The sequence below is a fragment of the Nocardia sp. CA-120079 genome (genome assembly GCF_050955745.1).
Taxonomy (GTDB): domain Bacteria; phylum Actinomycetota; class Actinomycetes; order Mycobacteriales; family Mycobacteriaceae; genus Nocardia.
In genome coordinates this window covers 7,184,931-7,200,347 of sequence record NZ_CP192088.1, presented here as the reverse complement: position 1 = coordinate 7,200,347, position 15,417 = coordinate 7,184,931, and the positions used below count along the sequence as shown (strand labels likewise).

The 15,417-nt window shown below is 65.6% G+C and carries 15 protein-coding genes; 9 read left to right on the top strand and 6 right to left on the bottom strand.

The features are described from left to right. Positions 1-75: 75 nt before the first annotated feature. The 5 genes from ACQPYR_RS33380 to ACQPYR_RS33360 are packed head-to-tail and all read right to left on the bottom strand — an operon-like array spanning position 76 to position 5,206. Positions 76-1,449 (bottom strand): ABC transporter substrate-binding protein, encoded by a 1,374-nt coding sequence (locus tag ACQPYR_RS33380; RefSeq protein ID WP_433622827.1) that lies wholly within the window; start codon positions 1,447-1,449, stop codon positions 76-78. Positions 1,450-1,487: 38 nt separating this feature from the next. After that, positions 1,488-2,615: an ABC transporter ATP-binding protein gene (locus ACQPYR_RS33375; protein ID WP_433622826.1), complete on the bottom strand. Its 1,128-nt coding sequence runs from the start codon at positions 2,613-2,615 to the stop codon at positions 1,488-1,490. An 8-nt stretch (positions 2,616-2,623) separates the two neighbouring features. Next, a complete protein-coding gene (locus tag ACQPYR_RS33370; protein WP_433622825.1) occupies positions 2,624-3,517 on the bottom strand; it encodes an alpha/beta hydrolase family protein in 894 nt (297 codons plus the stop codon). Continuing rightward, complete coding sequence (locus tag ACQPYR_RS33365) at positions 3,514-4,038, bottom strand: YiiD C-terminal domain-containing protein (protein WP_433622824.1); 525 nt, start codon at positions 4,036-4,038, stop codon at positions 3,514-3,516. The genes ACQPYR_RS33370 and ACQPYR_RS33365 overlap by 4 nt, the downstream gene beginning before the upstream one ends. A 10-nt stretch (positions 4,039-4,048) precedes the next feature. Next, a complete protein-coding gene (locus ACQPYR_RS33360; protein WP_433622823.1) occupies positions 4,049-5,206 on the bottom strand; it encodes an acyl-CoA dehydrogenase family protein in 1,158 nt (385 codons plus the stop codon). A 144-nt stretch (positions 5,207-5,350) separates the two neighbouring features. On the opposite strand from ACQPYR_RS33360, the gene ACQPYR_RS33355 reads away from it, so the two are divergent. The 6 genes from ACQPYR_RS33355 (at position 5,351) to ACQPYR_RS33330 (ending at position 10,375) form a co-directional block, all read left to right on the top strand. Further along, complete coding sequence (locus ACQPYR_RS33355; protein WP_433622822.1) at positions 5,351-6,277, top strand: PDR/VanB family oxidoreductase; 927 nt, start codon at positions 5,351-5,353, stop codon at positions 6,275-6,277. 95 nt (positions 6,278-6,372) lie between these two features. Continuing rightward, positions 6,373-7,071 (top strand): hypothetical protein, encoded by a 699-nt coding sequence (locus tag ACQPYR_RS33350; protein ID WP_433622821.1) that lies wholly within the window; start codon positions 6,373-6,375, stop codon positions 7,069-7,071. 167 nt (positions 7,072-7,238) lie between these two features. Further along, positions 7,239-7,838, top strand: coding sequence for a DUF4232 domain-containing protein (locus tag ACQPYR_RS33345; protein ID WP_433622820.1), 600 nt, complete (start codon positions 7,239-7,241; stop codon positions 7,836-7,838). A gap of 157 nt (positions 7,839-7,995) precedes the next feature. Beyond that, the gene (locus tag ACQPYR_RS33340) at positions 7,996-8,946 is read left to right on the top strand and encodes a hypothetical protein (protein ID WP_433622819.1); all 951 of its coding nucleotides are present in this window, start codon (positions 7,996-7,998) and stop codon (positions 8,944-8,946) included. A 20-nt stretch (positions 8,947-8,966) separates the two neighbouring features. Next, a complete protein-coding gene (locus ACQPYR_RS33335; RefSeq protein WP_433622818.1) occupies positions 8,967-9,302 on the top strand; it encodes a hypothetical protein in 336 nt (111 codons plus the stop codon). Between the two features lie 17 nt (positions 9,303-9,319). After that, positions 9,320-10,375: a DUF4185 domain-containing protein gene (locus tag ACQPYR_RS33330; RefSeq protein WP_433622817.1), complete on the top strand. Its 1,056-nt coding sequence runs from the start codon at positions 9,320-9,322 to the stop codon at positions 10,373-10,375. A gap of 72 nt (positions 10,376-10,447) precedes the next feature. On the opposite strand, the gene ACQPYR_RS33325 is transcribed toward ACQPYR_RS33330, so the two are convergent. Then, a complete protein-coding gene (locus ACQPYR_RS33325) occupies positions 10,448-11,668 on the bottom strand; it encodes an ROK family protein (protein ID WP_433622816.1) in 1,221 nt (406 codons plus the stop codon). A gap of 147 nt (positions 11,669-11,815) precedes the next feature. Here ACQPYR_RS33325 and ACQPYR_RS33320 point away from each other — a divergent pair, with 147 nt between their 5' ends. Genes ACQPYR_RS33320 through ACQPYR_RS33310 form a run of 3 tightly spaced genes read left to right on the top strand, consistent with a single transcriptional unit; the run spans position 11,816 to position 15,410 of the window. Beyond that, a complete protein-coding gene (locus ACQPYR_RS33320; protein WP_433622815.1) occupies positions 11,816-12,862 on the top strand; it encodes a substrate-binding domain-containing protein in 1,047 nt (348 codons plus the stop codon). Beyond that, complete coding sequence (locus tag ACQPYR_RS33315) at positions 12,853-14,373, top strand: sugar ABC transporter ATP-binding protein (RefSeq protein ID WP_433622814.1); 1,521 nt, start codon at positions 12,853-12,855, stop codon at positions 14,371-14,373. Before ACQPYR_RS33320 ends, ACQPYR_RS33315 begins: the two co-directional genes overlap by 10 nt. Further along, on the top strand, positions 14,370-15,410 hold the full coding sequence (locus ACQPYR_RS33310) for an ABC transporter permease (protein WP_433622813.1): 1,041 nt from the start codon (positions 14,370-14,372) through the stop codon (positions 15,408-15,410). The genes ACQPYR_RS33315 and ACQPYR_RS33310 overlap by 4 nt, the downstream gene beginning before the upstream one ends. Positions 15,411-15,417 lie beyond the last annotated feature (7 nt).

Genomic DNA, 15,417 nt, shown 5'->3' with positions numbered 1-15,417 from the left:
CCTCCACCTCGCTGACGCTCGGTTCCGGCACGAGCACACTCGTGGCTGTGTTGAATGTTCGCTCGCTGCGCTCGCTCATGACGCGGGCAGGAGTTTGGCGCCCTGTTCCCGGGCGGTGGTCAACGTGGGCTGGGGATCCTTGCCCTGGAATACGATGGATTCGACCGCGTCCATCATGCCGTCACGGATCTGCAGATAGTTGGTGCCCGGCATGGAGATCCACGGCTCCATATTCGCCAGCTGCGCGACATTCGGCTTCAGCAACGGATTCTGCTCCGACCAGGCCTTCAGCCCGTTCGGGTCGTCCATCAAACCGGTACGCAACGGCAGATACCCGATGCCCTGCGAGATCTTCGTGTAGGCCTCCTCGCTGGTGAGGAATTCGATGAGCTCCCACGATGCCCGCTGCTTGGCCGGGTCGTTGGACAGAATGTGCAGCGACGCACCGGAGTTCGTCGGCACGGTCGGTTTGCTGCCGAAGCTGGGCATGGGTGCCGCGCGCAGATCCCACTTGTCCTTGGCGCCGGTGACGAAGGTGCCCTGGATCGCGCTGGTCTCCAGGATCATGCCGATCTCACCGCGGGCGAACGCCTCATAACCCTGCTTCTGGTTGAACTTCGGCATACTGCCCGAATCGACCAGCGCCTTGCTCATCTGGGTGACCTCGACCGCGGACGCATCCGCGAACGACAGCGTCTTGCGATCCTCGGAGATGACCCGGCCGCCGTTGGAGCGCACCATCGACTGGAAGCACCAGTCCTTGGCGGTCTTGGTCAGGCAGTCGATGTACACACCGCCCTTACCGGTCTTGCCGGATATCGCGGCGGCCGCATCGGAGACCTGCTGCCAGGTGGCCGGTGGCTTGGCCGGATCGAGGCCGGCCTCGTTGAACAGCGAGGCGTTGAAATACAGGACGGGCGTGGAGAATACGAACGGAATACCGTAGGTGTGGCCGTCCCAATCCGCGAGCGTGCGCGCCTTCGCGGCGTACGGGTACTTGGCGCCGTCGAAGTTGTGCTGCACTTCCTGCTTGGAAACCAGCGTGTCCAGCGGTTTGGCGCCGAGCTGGTGGATGGTGTAGTCCAGATCGCTGAAGCCGAGCTGCGCGACATCGGGCGGGGTGCCCGCGACCATCTGGTTCTGAATGCTGGAGATGGTGTCGGTGGCCGGGTTCGGGCTGTTGCCCTGCGGCTTCTGCGCGGTCACCTTGATATTCGGGTACTTCTTGCCGAAATCGGCGATCAGTGAGTTGAAGGTGTCGGTCCACGCGCCGGCGAGTCCGTAGTTGTAGGACTCGAACACGATGGACACCTGCTGATCCGGCTTCAATTCCGGGATCTGGGCGGTGTCGGCGTTCGAGTCGGTGGTGGTGCTCCCGAGGCCGCCGCAGGCGCTGAGCGCGACGGTGGTTGCGAACACCAGGCCCAGTACGGGCAAGGTGCGTTTCACAGTGGTTCTCCTCATCGATGAAGGGTGGTTGTTACGAATCAGGCGACGGCGACTACGGCGCTATCGATAACCGAATCCTGGTGCGGCTCTTGCCAAGTCAAGCGCAGTCCGGATTCGGGGTGGAACAGGTGCAGGTGTGCGGGATCGACGCGCAGTCCGATCGGTTCGTCGGCGCGCACTCCGACCGGGCGCGGTGCGCGGGCGCACAGTGTCTGCTCGCCGGTGCTGAAGTGGATCAGTTCCTCACTGCCCAGGTTCTCGACCATCCTCACGTGCCCGCGGATGGCGGGGTCAGCCGAGTCGATGCGCAGTTGTTCGGGGCGGACTCCGGCGACGACCTCGATATCGGCATCGAAATCCGCTGCGGTTATGGCTAATTCGGTGTCGATGCCATCGGCCACCAGGAACAGGCGGCCGTCGCGCTTGGTCACGGCCGCGGGGAACAGATTCATCGGCGGGGCGCCGAGAAATCCGGCGACGAAGGTCGAGCGAGGCCGGTCGTAGAGTTCGGTCGGCGTGCCGACCTGCTCCACCTGACCGTCATTGAGCAGTGCGATCCGGTCCGCCATGGTCATTGCCTCGACCTGGTCGTGAGTGACGTAGAGGAACGTCGCTCCCAACCCGCGATGCAGCGAAATCAGTTCGGCCCGAGTGGCGCTACGCAATTTCGCATCCAGATTGGACAGTGGCTCGTCCATCAGGAACGCACCTGGATCGCGAACCATGGCGCGGGCCAGGGCAACTCGCTGCCGCTGCCCGCCTGACAAGGCGGCAGGCTTGCGGCGCAGCAACTCGTCCAACCCGAGCGCTGCCGCCACCTCCGCGACCCGGGCCGCGATCTTCGCGCGCGGTATGCGCCGCGCCCGCAATGGGAAGCCGATATTCTTCGCCACCGTCAGATGCGGATACAGCGCGTAACTCTGGAACACCATGGCCAGGTCCCGCTGCTGCGGTGCCCGATGGGTGATATCGTTGTCGTCCAACAGGATTCGGCCACCGGTCGGCTCCTCCAGCCCCGCGATCATCCGCAACAGGGTGGATTTGCCGCAGCCGCTCGGTCCGAGCAAAACCATGAACTCACCGTCGGCGATATCCAGGTTCACCTCCCGCACCGCATAGGTCGTGCCGAAATGCTTGGATACCTGCTCGATGCGCAGTCGTGCCACTAGATCTCCTATACCGGCAGCTCGCCCGCGACGACCCAGGTCGCCACCCGGGCCGCGATCGCCGGTGCGTCCTTGACCCACTGGAAGTGGTCACGGTGGTCGACCGGCGCGTTCTCGTCGATATGCCACTGGGTGACCCGAGCGTTCGGCATCCGAGAGACCAGGAAGTCGACATTGGACTTCGGGCCGAGCACATCCTCGGACAGCGAGATGACCAGCACGGGCAACGTCATCCGGCGCAGCAGCGTGTTGTATTGCCGCGCTGTGCCTTTCGGGCGGTAGTAGCTGGTCAGCGAGTGCATCGACCAGTCCCGCATCACCCGGCCCGGCATCGGTGCGGGGATCAGCACGCCGCCGGGCCAGTGCCCCTTCCAGCGCGATACCAAGCCGATCCACTGGATCTGGCTCAGCGCTTCGTACCAGCGGCGCGGTCCGAATGCCCACCAGAAGACGGTGCCGGTCCCGATGACGGTCACGCCGGCTACCTGGTCGGGTTCGGCGGCGGCGAACAGCAGCGCGAGCTGGCCGCCGAGACTGTGCCCGAACAGGTGGATCGGCGCTTGCGGAAAGCGCGTGCGCACCGCGGAAACTATCGCGGGCAGATCGATTTCCAACATCTCGCGATAGCCGAAATCGGTGTGCAGCCCGATTTCCGGCTTGGCCTCACCGTGCGCGCGCAGGTCGCAGGTGGCGACCGAAAGCCCCTGGGCGTTCAGTTCTTTGGCGAGGGCGAGATAGTTCTTCGCCTTCATCGCCATGGCGGGCAGGATCAGCACCACCGGCGCGTCGGCCTTCTTGGAGGTCAGGAAGCGGACGGTGAATTCGACGCCGTCGGCGGTCGAGACCGTGGTCGACTCCAAGGTCTGGAATTCCGAACCTTTCCGGTGTGCCGTGCTGGTCACTGGTCCGCCTCCGTGATCGCGATATCGCAGACGTAGTCGAAGGTGAATTTGGCGACGACAACATCGGCGTCGTCGAGCAGCACTGCCTTGCCGGACAATTCGAACCGGTTGGCGGCGGTGGCGGCCAGCACCTCGGCGAGTTCACGCTGGTCGACGGTGGCGATGGCGCGGATCCGCCCGACCGCCGGCTTGCGATAGGACGCCGTGCCCGCCCGCAGCACCAGCCGCTCGACGGTGTCCAGGCGAGTCGCGGCCGCACCGACGAAGGCCGCCGCGCCACCGATATCGGCGGCGGTGAACAACGCACCGGCGTGCACGGTGCCCATGTGGTTGCGCACGGTGTCGACGGCGGGAATCTCCACGATCGCGCGTTCCGGCGAGATCTCGGTGATCAGCGTGCCGACGTGCCGTCCGAACGGCACCATATCCTGCGATACCGCCCGCAGATATTCGTAATCGACCGCATCGCAATCGAGTTCGGGATAGGCGGCGGCGAATCCGACGATTTCACGCGTTGTCATTGTGTCTCCTTCAGCGATTGCGCAGTGCGCGACGGGCGATGGACCAGCGCAGCACCTCGGACGGGCCCTCATAGATGCGGAAGGCCCTGGCCTCCACCAGGAATCGGGCGACCAGATAGTCCTCGCAGACACCGAGTCCGCCGTGCAGTTGCACCGCCCGGTCGAGTACCCGCCAGACTGCTTCGGAGACAAAGGTTTTCGCGATCGAGGCATCGTGGCGCGCCTGCGAGGATGTCGGCCCCTGCTCGTCGATGGTCTCGGCGGCCGTGCGGATCACGCCACGGGCCGCGGCGATATCGATCTCGCTGTCTGCGACGAGTCCCTGCGCCAGACCGTGATCGGCAATCGGCACACCGAAAGACTTTCGGGTGCTGATGTGTTCGATGGCGAGGTGGTGCGCACGCACGGCCAGCCCGAGCCAGTTCATGCAGAACACCAGGCGCGAGGGCGCGAGCCGGACCTGGGCGAGCACGAGTCCCTGGCCGACCGCGCCGAGTACGGCGGAATCGGGTACCGCACAGTCGACGAAGGCGATCTCGCAGTGTCCGCCCGGTGCGCTGGAATGGTCGAGCGTCGGCATCCGGCGACCGATCTTCAGACCCGGATTGTCCTGGTCCACCAGGAACATGGTGGGTCCGTCGGTGGTCTGTGCGACACAGATGGTAAAGGCGGCACCCTGGGCGCCGGTGGTGAAATGCTTGGCGCCGTTGATGATCCAGCCATCGTCGGTCTCCTCGGCGACGGTCTGCAGCATGCCGGGATCGGATCCCGCGCCGGGGGCCGGTTCGGTCATCGCGATGGCCGAACGCACCTCACCGGCGGCCAGCGGCGCGAGATAGCGCTGCTGCTGTTCGGCATCGGCCACGTGGGCGAGCAGGTGGATGTTTCCGTCATCGGGTGCCCAGGCGTTCACCGCGATCGGGCCGAGCAGACTGGCTCCGGCTGCTTCCAGCACCCGCGCCTGGGCCCGGGTGTCCAGGCCGAGTCCGCCGTACTCCGGAGCGGACAGCGGGCCGAATACGCCCGCCTCTTTCGCCTTCTTCTGTAATTCGAGCCGCAGCGCGTCGTCCATGACGCGCCCGTCGACGACGACCTCGCGTTCCACCGGAATTACCTGGTCACGTATGAACTGGGTGGTCTTGTCCACCAAATGCGCCACAGTGGTCATGGCGTCAGTTTCGGTGGGCGGGCGGCGTCTGGGTCGGGTCGATAGTCAACGTCGATTGTGCGAATCGACTGCGCATTCGTCCGGTGCGCAGCGGCGCTCTCTCGGCGACGGTAGTCGCGAAGACGAGATAGCCGAGGGGACCAGATGACGGACATTCCGGTACGGGTGTCGGCCCGCCGTGACGAGGCCGAGGGCGTGTTCTCGCTCGAGCTGACCCCGGTTGCGGGCGGTCGGCTGCCGTCGTGGGAGCCGGGCGCGCATATCGACGTGGCGGTCGGCGTCGCGGGGGTGCGGCAGTACTCGCTCTGCGGTGATCCGGCGGATCGGCTGCACTGGCGGATCGCGATACTGCGCGAGCCCGACGGGCGCGGGGGTTCGGAATATCTGTACCGGACGGCGCTGGTGGACTCGGAGTTGCGTATTTCGGCTCCCCGCAACAATTTCGAGCTCGTCGAGCGGGCAAGTTACGTGTTCATCGCGGGTGGTATCGGAATCACTCCGATCATGCCGATGGTGGCCGCCGCGCAGGCCGCCGGCGCCGAGTGGGAGCTGTACTACGGCGGACGGACCCTGGCGCATATGGCCTTCGCCGAGGAGATCGTTCGCCACCCGCGCGCACGACTGCTGCCGCAGGACGAGCACGGACTGCTCCCGATCGCCGACATTCTCGCCGAACGCTCTGATTCCGCGATCTACTGCTGCGGACCCGAACCACTGCTCGTGGCCGTGGAAACCGAAGGGGCTCTGCGCGATTCGGCTGTTTTCGTAGAACGTTTCGTGCCGCGCACGGTTACCACGCCGCGGGGCTCCTTTCAGGTCCAATTGGCAAGCAGTGGAACTACTTTCCACATCGGTGCGGACGAGTCCATTGCCGATGTGCTCGACGCCGCCGGTATCGGCATCATCACCTCCTGTCGCGAAGGCACCTGCGGCAGTTGCGAAACCGCCGTGCTCGCAGGCGAAATCGACCACCGCGATTCGGTGCTCACCACCGAAGAGCAGGCCTGCGGCAACACCATGATGCTGTGCGTTTCGCGGGCCAGATCCGACGTGCTCGTCCTGGACCTGTGACCGGCGAACCCTGAGCTGTCGGCGCTATCGGCGACCGGCATGCGGCGCGCTCGCGCGCCCGACCTCCCCGAAAAATCGAGAGGAAAGAAGTAAGGATGAGGAAAATCGTTGCGGTGGCCGCCGGATTGGTCGCCGCAGTCGGCATCGCCGCCGGTACCGCCGGCGCCCAGACCGACGGTGACGAAGCGGTCGGATTCACGGCCTCCGCCACCGACACCCAGTCCATTGTCAAGACCGATGGCGGCTCCATGGTCATCGAGGACAACGTCTTCAAGATCAAGGCGAGCAACGGCACCGTGCTCACCGGCATGCCGCTGAAGTTCCGCGTCGACGACTTCGAATTCCCGATCGTGGCCGATATCGCCGACCACTCCGCCACCCTCACCCCGCAGTTCGACATCGCGCACGCGGCCTACAAGCCGGTCGCGCTGCCGTTCGAGGACAAGGCGCCGTGGAAGAACGAATACGACCGTGAGCAAGCCGCCTGGTCCCGCATGACCAGCACCATCACCATGGGCGCCACCCTCGGCACCCTGGTCGGCGGCCTCAGCGGCGGCGCCATCGGCTGTGTCCTCGGCGGCATCGCCGGCGCGACGGTCGCCTCGGCCGCCATCATCGGCCTCTTCGGCGCGTTCATCCCGGCCGCTGCTATCGGTTGCCTCGGTGGCATCGTCGCGGTCGGCGCTCTCGGCACCCTGGTCGGTCAGATCTTCATCACCGCCCCGGTCGCCATCGGCGCGGCCATCCAGTACTTCTCCACTATCAACCAGCCGCCGTTCCCGCCGGCGAAGTAGATAGCGAAGAAGATCCCAACGGCGTTCGTTGGGGGACACCCGACCCCGCCCGGTTCCTCACCCCGGGCGGGGTCTTCGTTCGTGGCGTATCCGGTTGTGGTGATTGCGTTTCCGCTGCACATCGGCCTGCTCGCGGAGTACCGTGAGTTGTTGTGAGGAGATGGCGGATGGCGTGGTGGCTGCTCACTGCGGCTACGGCCGCGACCGTCAGCGGTTGCGGTTCCCAACCCTCGGCACCGGATACGGCGAGCAACAGCGCGGGCCCGGCGCTGGATGTGGTTTCGGGATCGTCAGCCGCCCCGGTGCCGGCGCGCGATTCGAACCCTGTTGCACCGCAATGTCGAACATCCGATCTGGCGGCCGGTCTCGGACCGGAATCCGCGGCTGCCGGAACTGTCGCCTTCCCGATCGTGTTCACCAACAACGGGTCCGGTCCGTGTGTACTCGAAGGTTTCCCGGGTGTCTCCTATGCCGCCGGTCCCGATAGCGCAGCGGTCGGTGCGCCCGCCGCCCGCGAGGGCACCTCATCCGGTCCGATCCAGTTGGCTCCCGGCGGCCAGGCGTCGGCGCTCGTATTCGCGGTCAACGTGCACAACATTCCACCTGAACAATGTCAGCCGGTGGCGGTGCCGGGGCTGCGGATCTACCCGCCCGACAACACCGCATCGGCATATCTCGAGCGCGCTGCGACAGCGTGCGGTAACGGGCAGATGACTACGACGCAGCTGCGGGTCCGCGCCGTGGTGGCGGGCGACGGGGGCCAGTAGCGCGAGCGGCGACGGGTTGCGTTGCGGCGTCACCGATTACGACGTGGTCACGAGAAGTGCACTATCGATGACGTGCCAGGCCGCGGCGCTGGAGAATTGGTAGCAACCATCCGAAATCCGGTCCGCTCGAGGGCCGGTCGACCTCTTGGAGGGGATTATGGTTGATTCCCTTTTCGCCGATGTGTCCGAGTTCCAAGTTCCGGTCGATGATTCCTATCCGTATCAGATCTTTTCGTGCCGTTCCAACGATGGGACCTACCGGGACCACAACTTCTACACCAACTATGCCTGGGCTGCTCGAGCCGCCGACACTGGGCGAATAGCCTGCTTCATCGTCTATTTCTATTGGCGGCCGAACTGGCTCGACACCGTGGACACCCACCGGAACATGGTCGGCCAGGCGGGCGGTCCGCATCCGAAGATGATCTCCATGATCGATGTGGAATCGGGTGGCAATCCCGGCGGGGACCAGTCCGACGGTATCAACCGCGCCTATTGGCGACTGGCCGACTGGCTGGGCTCCACCCGCCGGGTCATCGGTTATGCGAACCGGCCTGATTTCGACAGCATGTGGCCGGTGCGCCCGGATGGGCTCAATATGATCGGCGCCGGCTACGGCAGCAACCCCGATCTGCCCGGTCAGATCGCACATCAGTACACCGACGGCCAGGGATATGGCGGCGGCCTGCCCGAGGGCGCCTCGCCGTTCGGGAACTGCGATATGAACTCCGCTGACGGATTCTCGCCGGAGGACTTCGCCAACCAGGTCGGCGTCGGCGTCGTCGCGCCGGATCCGGTGACCGATATGTGGATTCAATTCATGGGTATCGGCGGCAACGGCTGGCCGCAGTTGGCCGGTCACACCCTCGTCGACGGTGTCGCCACCGTGGGACAGACTCTCGGGCTGCCCGGGTTCGGGCCGCCGCCCGGCCCGACCCAGGTCCCGCTGCCGCGTGACCTCGACGGCCGCATCCGCGACGAGTGGATTCAGCTGCGGGGTGTACAAGGCAGCGGCTGGCCGCAACTCGGCGGCTGGTCCCTCGTCGACGCGATCGCGGCAATCGGACAGAAGCTCGATATCGACGGTTTCCAGCCACCCATCCGATAGTCCCTCGAGGGAGTATTCGCATGCCGACCATCGCCAGCACGAACGGCCGCTTTTTCGTGATCACCGATTGCGTGCCACAGGTACAGGCGGCGGCGACCGCCGCCGCTGCGGGCGGCACCCTGGCTGCCCTCACCGCTGCCACCGTCGCCGAGATCACGTTCCCGGAAGGGACATTCGCCGCCGGACCAGCCTGCGGCGCACCGCAAGCCGGACCGACCGCCTGGTTCGCCACCTTCGACGGCGGGGCCCGCGAGGGCTGTGTCTACGCCATCGACCTCACCACCCGGCAGGTCTGGACCGAGAACGCCAACCGAGCCGCGGCATGGACCCGATTCGTCCTCGCCGCTGCCGCCTGAGCCCGAATCGAGAACCTATGTCGAACCATTGGGGCACCGCGATCACCGGGTACGCCGGAAGTACGGCGAAGCAGTTCGGGGTGGGTGGCGCCGACCTCGGGATCCCATATGACCGGAGCCATTTCCAGCCGGGCCGGGCCGGATTCGTCTTCGGCGACACTTTCACAGGTGACAGCCAAGGCTCCGGCACGTGGCTGGGCTCGCCGATCCTGCTGTTCAGCCCCAACCTTCCGGATGCCACCACCACCTTCACCGCAACCCCCGGCGGGGCGCAGGCAAGACAGGCCCTCACCTACACCCACGACGCCGACAATGGCTACGGGTTCGAGGTCACCCGGATTCCCAATGACGCCTTCGTCGACCCGAACGGGCGAACATGGTTGACCTACACCAGCGTTCACGACTGGAAGGCCTCCAACGACCGGTACGGGGCGCTGTTCTGCGGCCTCGCGTACTCCGACGACGACGCCGCCACGTGGACGGATTACGCGACCGTGTGGCCCAACGACGGCAGTGACGGTTACGCAGGCTGGAGCCCGTTCATGATGCAGTCCTTCGCAGGCGTCGGGAACAACAACGGCGACGGCTACCTGTATGTCGTATCCAAGGAATGGGGGCGCATCCACAATCGGAACGGACCGATCCTGATGCGCGTGCCGTGGCGGCGGATCGCCGCCCGCGCCGACTACGAGTATTGGGGCTACAACGGCTCGACCTGGCAGTGGGGCAACCCGACACCAACCCCGTTGTTCGCCGGGGCGGGGCCCATCGGGGAGTTGAGTGTGAAAAACATTGCCGGAACGTGGGTCATGTCCTACTTCGACGTCGGCGGCTACTGCATTTCCACCCGTACCGCACCGGCAATCGACCGGGTGTGGACCGCCCCGAGAGCGCAGATCCAGGGTGCCGTGCCATGGTGGCAGTTCTGGGTCCGCTCCTTCCCCCAGCTCTACGGCGGATACATCCACCCCCGCTCCGCCTCGCCTACCGACGTGACTCTGTATGTCTCACAATGGAACACCACCACGAACAACCCTTACTGGGTCATGCAATTCGACGGCATTACGCCATAGTCACCATGCCTCGACGTCGGCGGGCCGCTTCGCGGCGCTCCACCAGGATCGCCGCGAACTCGCGCCAACGAGCTAGGTGGTGGAGCGGATGGCGCGGCGGGCGGCTATCGAGCCGAAGGTTTCGCGGTCGGCGAGGAAGCCTTCGAGGGCGAAGGTGGCGGCGCCGAGGCTGACGGGGTTGTGGGGGAGGGTGCACAGTTGCAGGGTTACCGCGGCGAAGGGGTCGGACATGGCGTGGTGGGCGGCTACGCGGCGGGTTGCGTCGAGGAGGCGGTCGCCGAGCACGTTCGCGACGAGGTCGCCGAAGACCATGGTGCGGGGGTTGAAGAGGTTCACCAGGTTCGCGACGGCGACACCGAGGTAATTGCCGGTCTTTTCGATGACCTCGCTCGCGATGGGGTCGTCGGCGGCGCCTATGGCCGCGATGGTGGTGGCATCGTCGGCCGCGAGTAGCGGGCTGTCCGGGGCGATTTCGCGCAGGGTCTGCACGATGCCGCGCGCGCTCACATAGGCCTCGACGCAGCCGTGCCGCCCGCATCGGCATTCGCGTCCGTCGATGACGAGGTTGGTGTGGCCCCATTCGCCCGCACTATTGGTGACGCCGCGATAGAGCGCGCCATCGATGACGACGCCGATGCCGACTCCGGCGCGCAGTGTGACGACGATCAGATCGTCCACATCCCGCCCCGCGCCGAACCAAAGATGCGCTGCCGTACTGGCTTTCAGCGGATTGTCGAGATACAGCGGATGGGGCACCCGCGGTTGCAGCAGCGATTTCAACGACACGTCGTGCCAGTCCCAGTACGGCGAGAACACCGAAACGCCGCCCTCGGGTTCCACCAGTCCCGGCACGCTCAATCCGACCCCGAGTACTCGCTCCGCATCGTCTGCGGTCAGCTCGCCGATGCCGCGAACGATCAGCTCGGTGACATCCTCGGGCCGGGTGGCCGCGGGATCGACCGGAATCTCCACCGACCGCAGCACCGTCATCGCCAGGTCGAAAAGGTCGAAATGAATACTGGTTTCGGCGATATCGACCCCGACCAGGGTGCCGCGCGCCGGATTGATCGCCAACTGCGCACGCGGCCGCCCGATGCCGGGCGCGTCGTAGCCGAGTTCGACGAGCACCCCCACATCGAGTAGTTCGGCGAGCAAATTGCCCACCGTCGCGAACGAGAGCCCGGTGGCGCGGGCGATCTCCTGACGGCTGGTGTGGCCCGCAGCGGCATAGACCGCCTGCAGTACATAGAACCGATTCCGGCGTCGGATGTCGCGCGCGGTCAGCTGGTACACGGTCGGGCCATCTCCTTCCGATTGATATTCGCAGACGCTACCCGAGCAGTTCTGACAACACTATTTACAACGGTTAGCCGAAGTCCTACTGTAACCCAGGTCACTACAAGACGCCGAGTGCCCGGCGCAGCATCAGAGGAGCACCTCATGTCCTGGACCCGCCGAAGCCGTTGGACCAGAGCCGTTTTCTGCGGGGTATCGCTCGCACTGGCCGCGTCGGCCTGTTCATCGGGCAAAGACGATTCGCAGGCGACCGGACCGCAGCACGCCACCGGCGCGATCAGCCTGGTGTACGCCCAGAAGCAGGGTGATCAGGAGTACTTCATCGGCGAGGCCGAAGGCGCGAAGGCCAAGGCCAAGGAACTGGGCATCGATCTGAAGGTCGTGAACCTCGGCAATGACGCGAACAAGGCGGTCACCGAGGTGCAGAACGCGGTGAACCAGAAGGCCGGCGGTGTGATCGTCGTGGTGCCCGATCCTTCGGTCGGTCCGCAGGTCGCCCAACTCGCGAAGGCCGGTGGTGTCGCGCTGCTGACCTCCGATGACCAGGTCTGCACGAACGGGCCGGATCCCTCGTCCTGCGCGAAGGACAATCTGGTGCCACGGGTCGGCTTCAGCGGCACTCAGATGGGCACCGAGGTCGGCACCCGTGCCGGTCAGGACTTCAAGAAGGCCGGGTGGAAGCCGGAGGAGACCGCGATCATCGACGCCTGGAAACAGGACGTGACCGTGTGCACCGACCGGGTCAAGGCCAACCAGAAGGCATTCAAGGATGCCGCCGGTGTGGACGTCAAGGTGATCGAGGTCGGCACCGACAACACTCCGTCGGACGCGCAGAACAAGATCTCGGCGACGGTGTCGGGCAATCGGTCGGTGAAGAACTGGATTGTCATGGGCTGCAACGACGAGAACGTCAGCGGCGGCGTCGCGGCGATCCAGAACGCCGGATACTCCGCCGACAATGTGCTCGGTGTCGGCCTCGGCGCCTACCTGGCCTGCAAGGAATGGCGCGGCGGCAAGCCGACCGGCTTCAAGGCGGCACTGTTCATCAATGGCAAAGACGTTGGCGCACTGTCGGTTCAGACGATCTATGACTACCTGAAGAACGGCAAGCAGATGCCGCCCGAAGCCTACGCGCCGACCAAGATGGTCGACTCGACCAACTGGCAGCAGGCGGGCGTCACATGCAGCTGACCGGACTGCGGGTATCCGGGCTGAGCAAGAGCTTCGCCGGGGTGCCGGCCCTGCGCGAAGTGAGCCTGGATTTTCCCGCTGGCGCGGTGACCGCCCTGATGGGTGAGAACGGAGCGGGTAAGTCCACCCTGATCCGCATCCTCGGTGGCGATCACCGCCCGGACGGTGGCCGGCTCGAGTTGGATGGTGTGCGACTCGAGCTGGCCACCCCCGCCGACGCGCGGGCGGCCGGAATCCGGGTGATCGGCCAGGAGCCGGAGATCGTGCCGCACGTTTCCGTCGCCGAGAACGTCTATCTCGGATCGCTGCCGCGGCGCTCGGGTCGACTGCTCGATCGGGCCGCCCTGCGCGAACGGATGCGCGCCGACCTCACCCGACTCGGCTTCGACCGTGACCTCGACCCGGCCACCATCGGATCGAAACTCACTGCGGCGCAACGACAATTGGTGGAGATCATGCGCGCGTTGACCACCGATGCCAAGGTGATCGCCTTCGACGAGCCGACCTCGTCGCTGTCGGACCATGAGACCGAATCGCTGTTCGCGCTGATCGGTCGATTGCGCGAGCAGGGCCTCGCGGTGATCTATGTGTCGCATCGGATGCGGGAGATCTTCCGGCTGGCCGATCGGGTCGCGGTGCTGCGCGATGGCGCGCTCGTCGGTGAGCGCGCGACCGCGGACACCACCGATCGCGAGATCGTCCGGATGATGGTCGGCCGGGATCTGTCGACGTTGTTCGCGCGCAAGCACAATACGCCGGGCCGGGTGGTGCTCGACGCGGATGCGGTGACCACCGACGACGTAACGGAGGTGAGTCTGCAGGTGCGCGCCGGTGAGGTGGTGGCGCTGGCCGGGCTGGTCGGTGCGGGTCGCTCGGAACTGGCCGGTGCGCTGGCCGGTGATCTGCCTATCCGCTCCGGCGAGGTGCGGGTGGACGGCAAGAAACTGCGTCTGCGGCAACCGCGGGACGCGGTGCGGGCCGGGATGGGGTACGCGCCCGAGGAGCGCAAGGCGCAAGCCCTGCTGCTGCATCGCGGTGTGCGTGACAATATTTCGCTCGCGATGCTCGACCGTTTACGACGGCTGCGGTTCGTCCGGGGCGGTGAGGAGCGGCGGCTCGCTCGTCAGTACGTCGAATCACTGCGGGTGCGAACACCTTCCATCGAGCAAGAGGTGCGCAAGCTCTCCGGCGGCAATCAGCAGAAGGTGGTGCTGGCGCGCTGGCTCGCCCGCAAACCCAAGGTGCTCATCCTGGATGAGCCCACCCGTGGCGTCGATGTCGGCGCCAAAATCGAGATTTACCACATCATAGAGGAACTGGCCGAATCCGGTGTCGCGGTGCTGGTGATCTCCTCGGAGCTGCCCGAAGTGCTCGGCCTGGCCGACCGGATCGTGGTCATGCAGCACGGCCGGGTCACCGGCGAACTGGACCGCGAAGAGGCCAGCGAGGAGGCGATTCTCGCGCTGGCGATGGCCGCCGACCTGTCGCATACATCGCGAGGAAACACATGACAGACCAACAACTTTCGATTCCGGTGAAGACCGCCGCGCCCTCGGTGTTGGCTCCCGGCGCAGCCGCCCGTCGTCTGGTGCAGGCGATCGGCACCGGCAACCTCAGCCTCATCGGCGCACTGGTGGTGATCGTCGCGATCTTCGCCTGGCTCAACGACGGCTATCTCGATCCGGCGAATCTGGCCGGAATCGGCGAAGCGGTAACGGTTTTCGGACTGCTCGCCGTGGTCCAGACGGTCGTGATCATCTGTGGTGCACTCGATATTTCGGTCGGCTCGCAGGCCGGAGTCGCCTCGGTGATCAGCGCGATGGCCTTCACCGCGACCTCGGGCAATGCCTGGTTGGGCATTCTGGCCGCGATCGGTGTCGGGCTGGTGCTCGGGGCGATAAACGGGCTGATCATCGTCTACGGACGCGTCAATCCGGTGATCGCGACACTGGCCACCCTGGCGGCGTTCAAGGGCGTCGCGCAGTTGATATCCGGTGGTAAGGCGCAGGGTTTCGTACTGGGCGACGATGTCTTCATCTTCATCGCTCGCGGCAAGATCCTGGGTCTGCCGGTGCCGGTGGTCATTCTCGCGGTGGTCGCGATCGGTATGCATGTACTGCTGAAGTACACCGATATCGGCCGCAATATCTATGCCATCGGCGGAAATGACACGGCCGCAAGGCTTTCCGGCATCAATATCAACAAGTACCTGATTGCGGTGTTCGTGCTCGCGGGTGCGGTGGCGGCGATCGCCGGGATCATCCTGACCGCGCGGACCGGCTCCGGGCAGCCGGTCTCGGGCAGTGAGGGGCTCGAGCTGAAGGCGATTACCGCGGCGGCTTTGGGCGGTTGTGCGCTGAAGGGCGGTAAGGGCACGATCGGCGGGACGCTGCTGGCCGTCGTGCTGCTCGGTGCGCTCGACAACGGGCTGAACGTCGTTGGTGTGAATACGTTCTGGCAGAACGTCGCTCAAGGGTCGTTGCTGGTGGCGGCGGTTGTTATTCAGCAGCGACGCAGCGGGGAACGTGCGGTCGGATTGCCGACCTAGCACCCGT

Excerpts from the sequence above, each read along its gene's own strand:
- ACQPYR_RS33315 (WP_433622814.1), top strand. The coding sequence starts at position 12,853 with ATGCAGCTGACCGGACTGCGGGTATCCGGGCTGAGCAAGAGCTTCGCC.
- ACQPYR_RS33330 (WP_433622817.1), top strand. The coding sequence starts at position 9,320 with ATGTCGAACCATTGGGGCACCGCGATCACCGGGTACGCCGGAAGTACG.
- ACQPYR_RS33360 (WP_433622823.1), bottom strand. The coding sequence starts at position 5,206 with ATGACCACTGTGGCGCATTTGGTGGACAAGACCACCCAGTTCATACGT.
- ACQPYR_RS33365 (WP_433622824.1), bottom strand. The coding sequence starts at position 4,038 with ATGACAACGCGTGAAATCGTCGGATTCGCCGCCGCCTATCCCGAACTC.
- ACQPYR_RS33345 (WP_433622820.1), top strand. The coding sequence starts at position 7,239 with ATGGCGTGGTGGCTGCTCACTGCGGCTACGGCCGCGACCGTCAGCGGT.
- ACQPYR_RS33350 (WP_433622821.1), top strand. The coding sequence starts at position 6,373 with ATGAGGAAAATCGTTGCGGTGGCCGCCGGATTGGTCGCCGCAGTCGGC.
- ACQPYR_RS33340 (WP_433622819.1), top strand. The coding sequence starts at position 7,996 with ATGGTTGATTCCCTTTTCGCCGATGTGTCCGAGTTCCAAGTTCCGGTC.
- ACQPYR_RS33355 (WP_433622822.1), top strand. The coding sequence starts at position 5,351 with ATGACGGACATTCCGGTACGGGTGTCGGCCCGCCGTGACGAGGCCGAG.
- ACQPYR_RS33320 (WP_433622815.1), top strand. The coding sequence starts at position 11,816 with ATGTCCTGGACCCGCCGAAGCCGTTGGACCAGAGCCGTTTTCTGCGGG.
- ACQPYR_RS33335 (WP_433622818.1), top strand. The coding sequence starts at position 8,967 with ATGCCGACCATCGCCAGCACGAACGGCCGCTTTTTCGTGATCACCGAT.
- ACQPYR_RS33310 (WP_433622813.1), top strand. The coding sequence starts at position 14,370 with ATGACAGACCAACAACTTTCGATTCCGGTGAAGACCGCCGCGCCCTCG.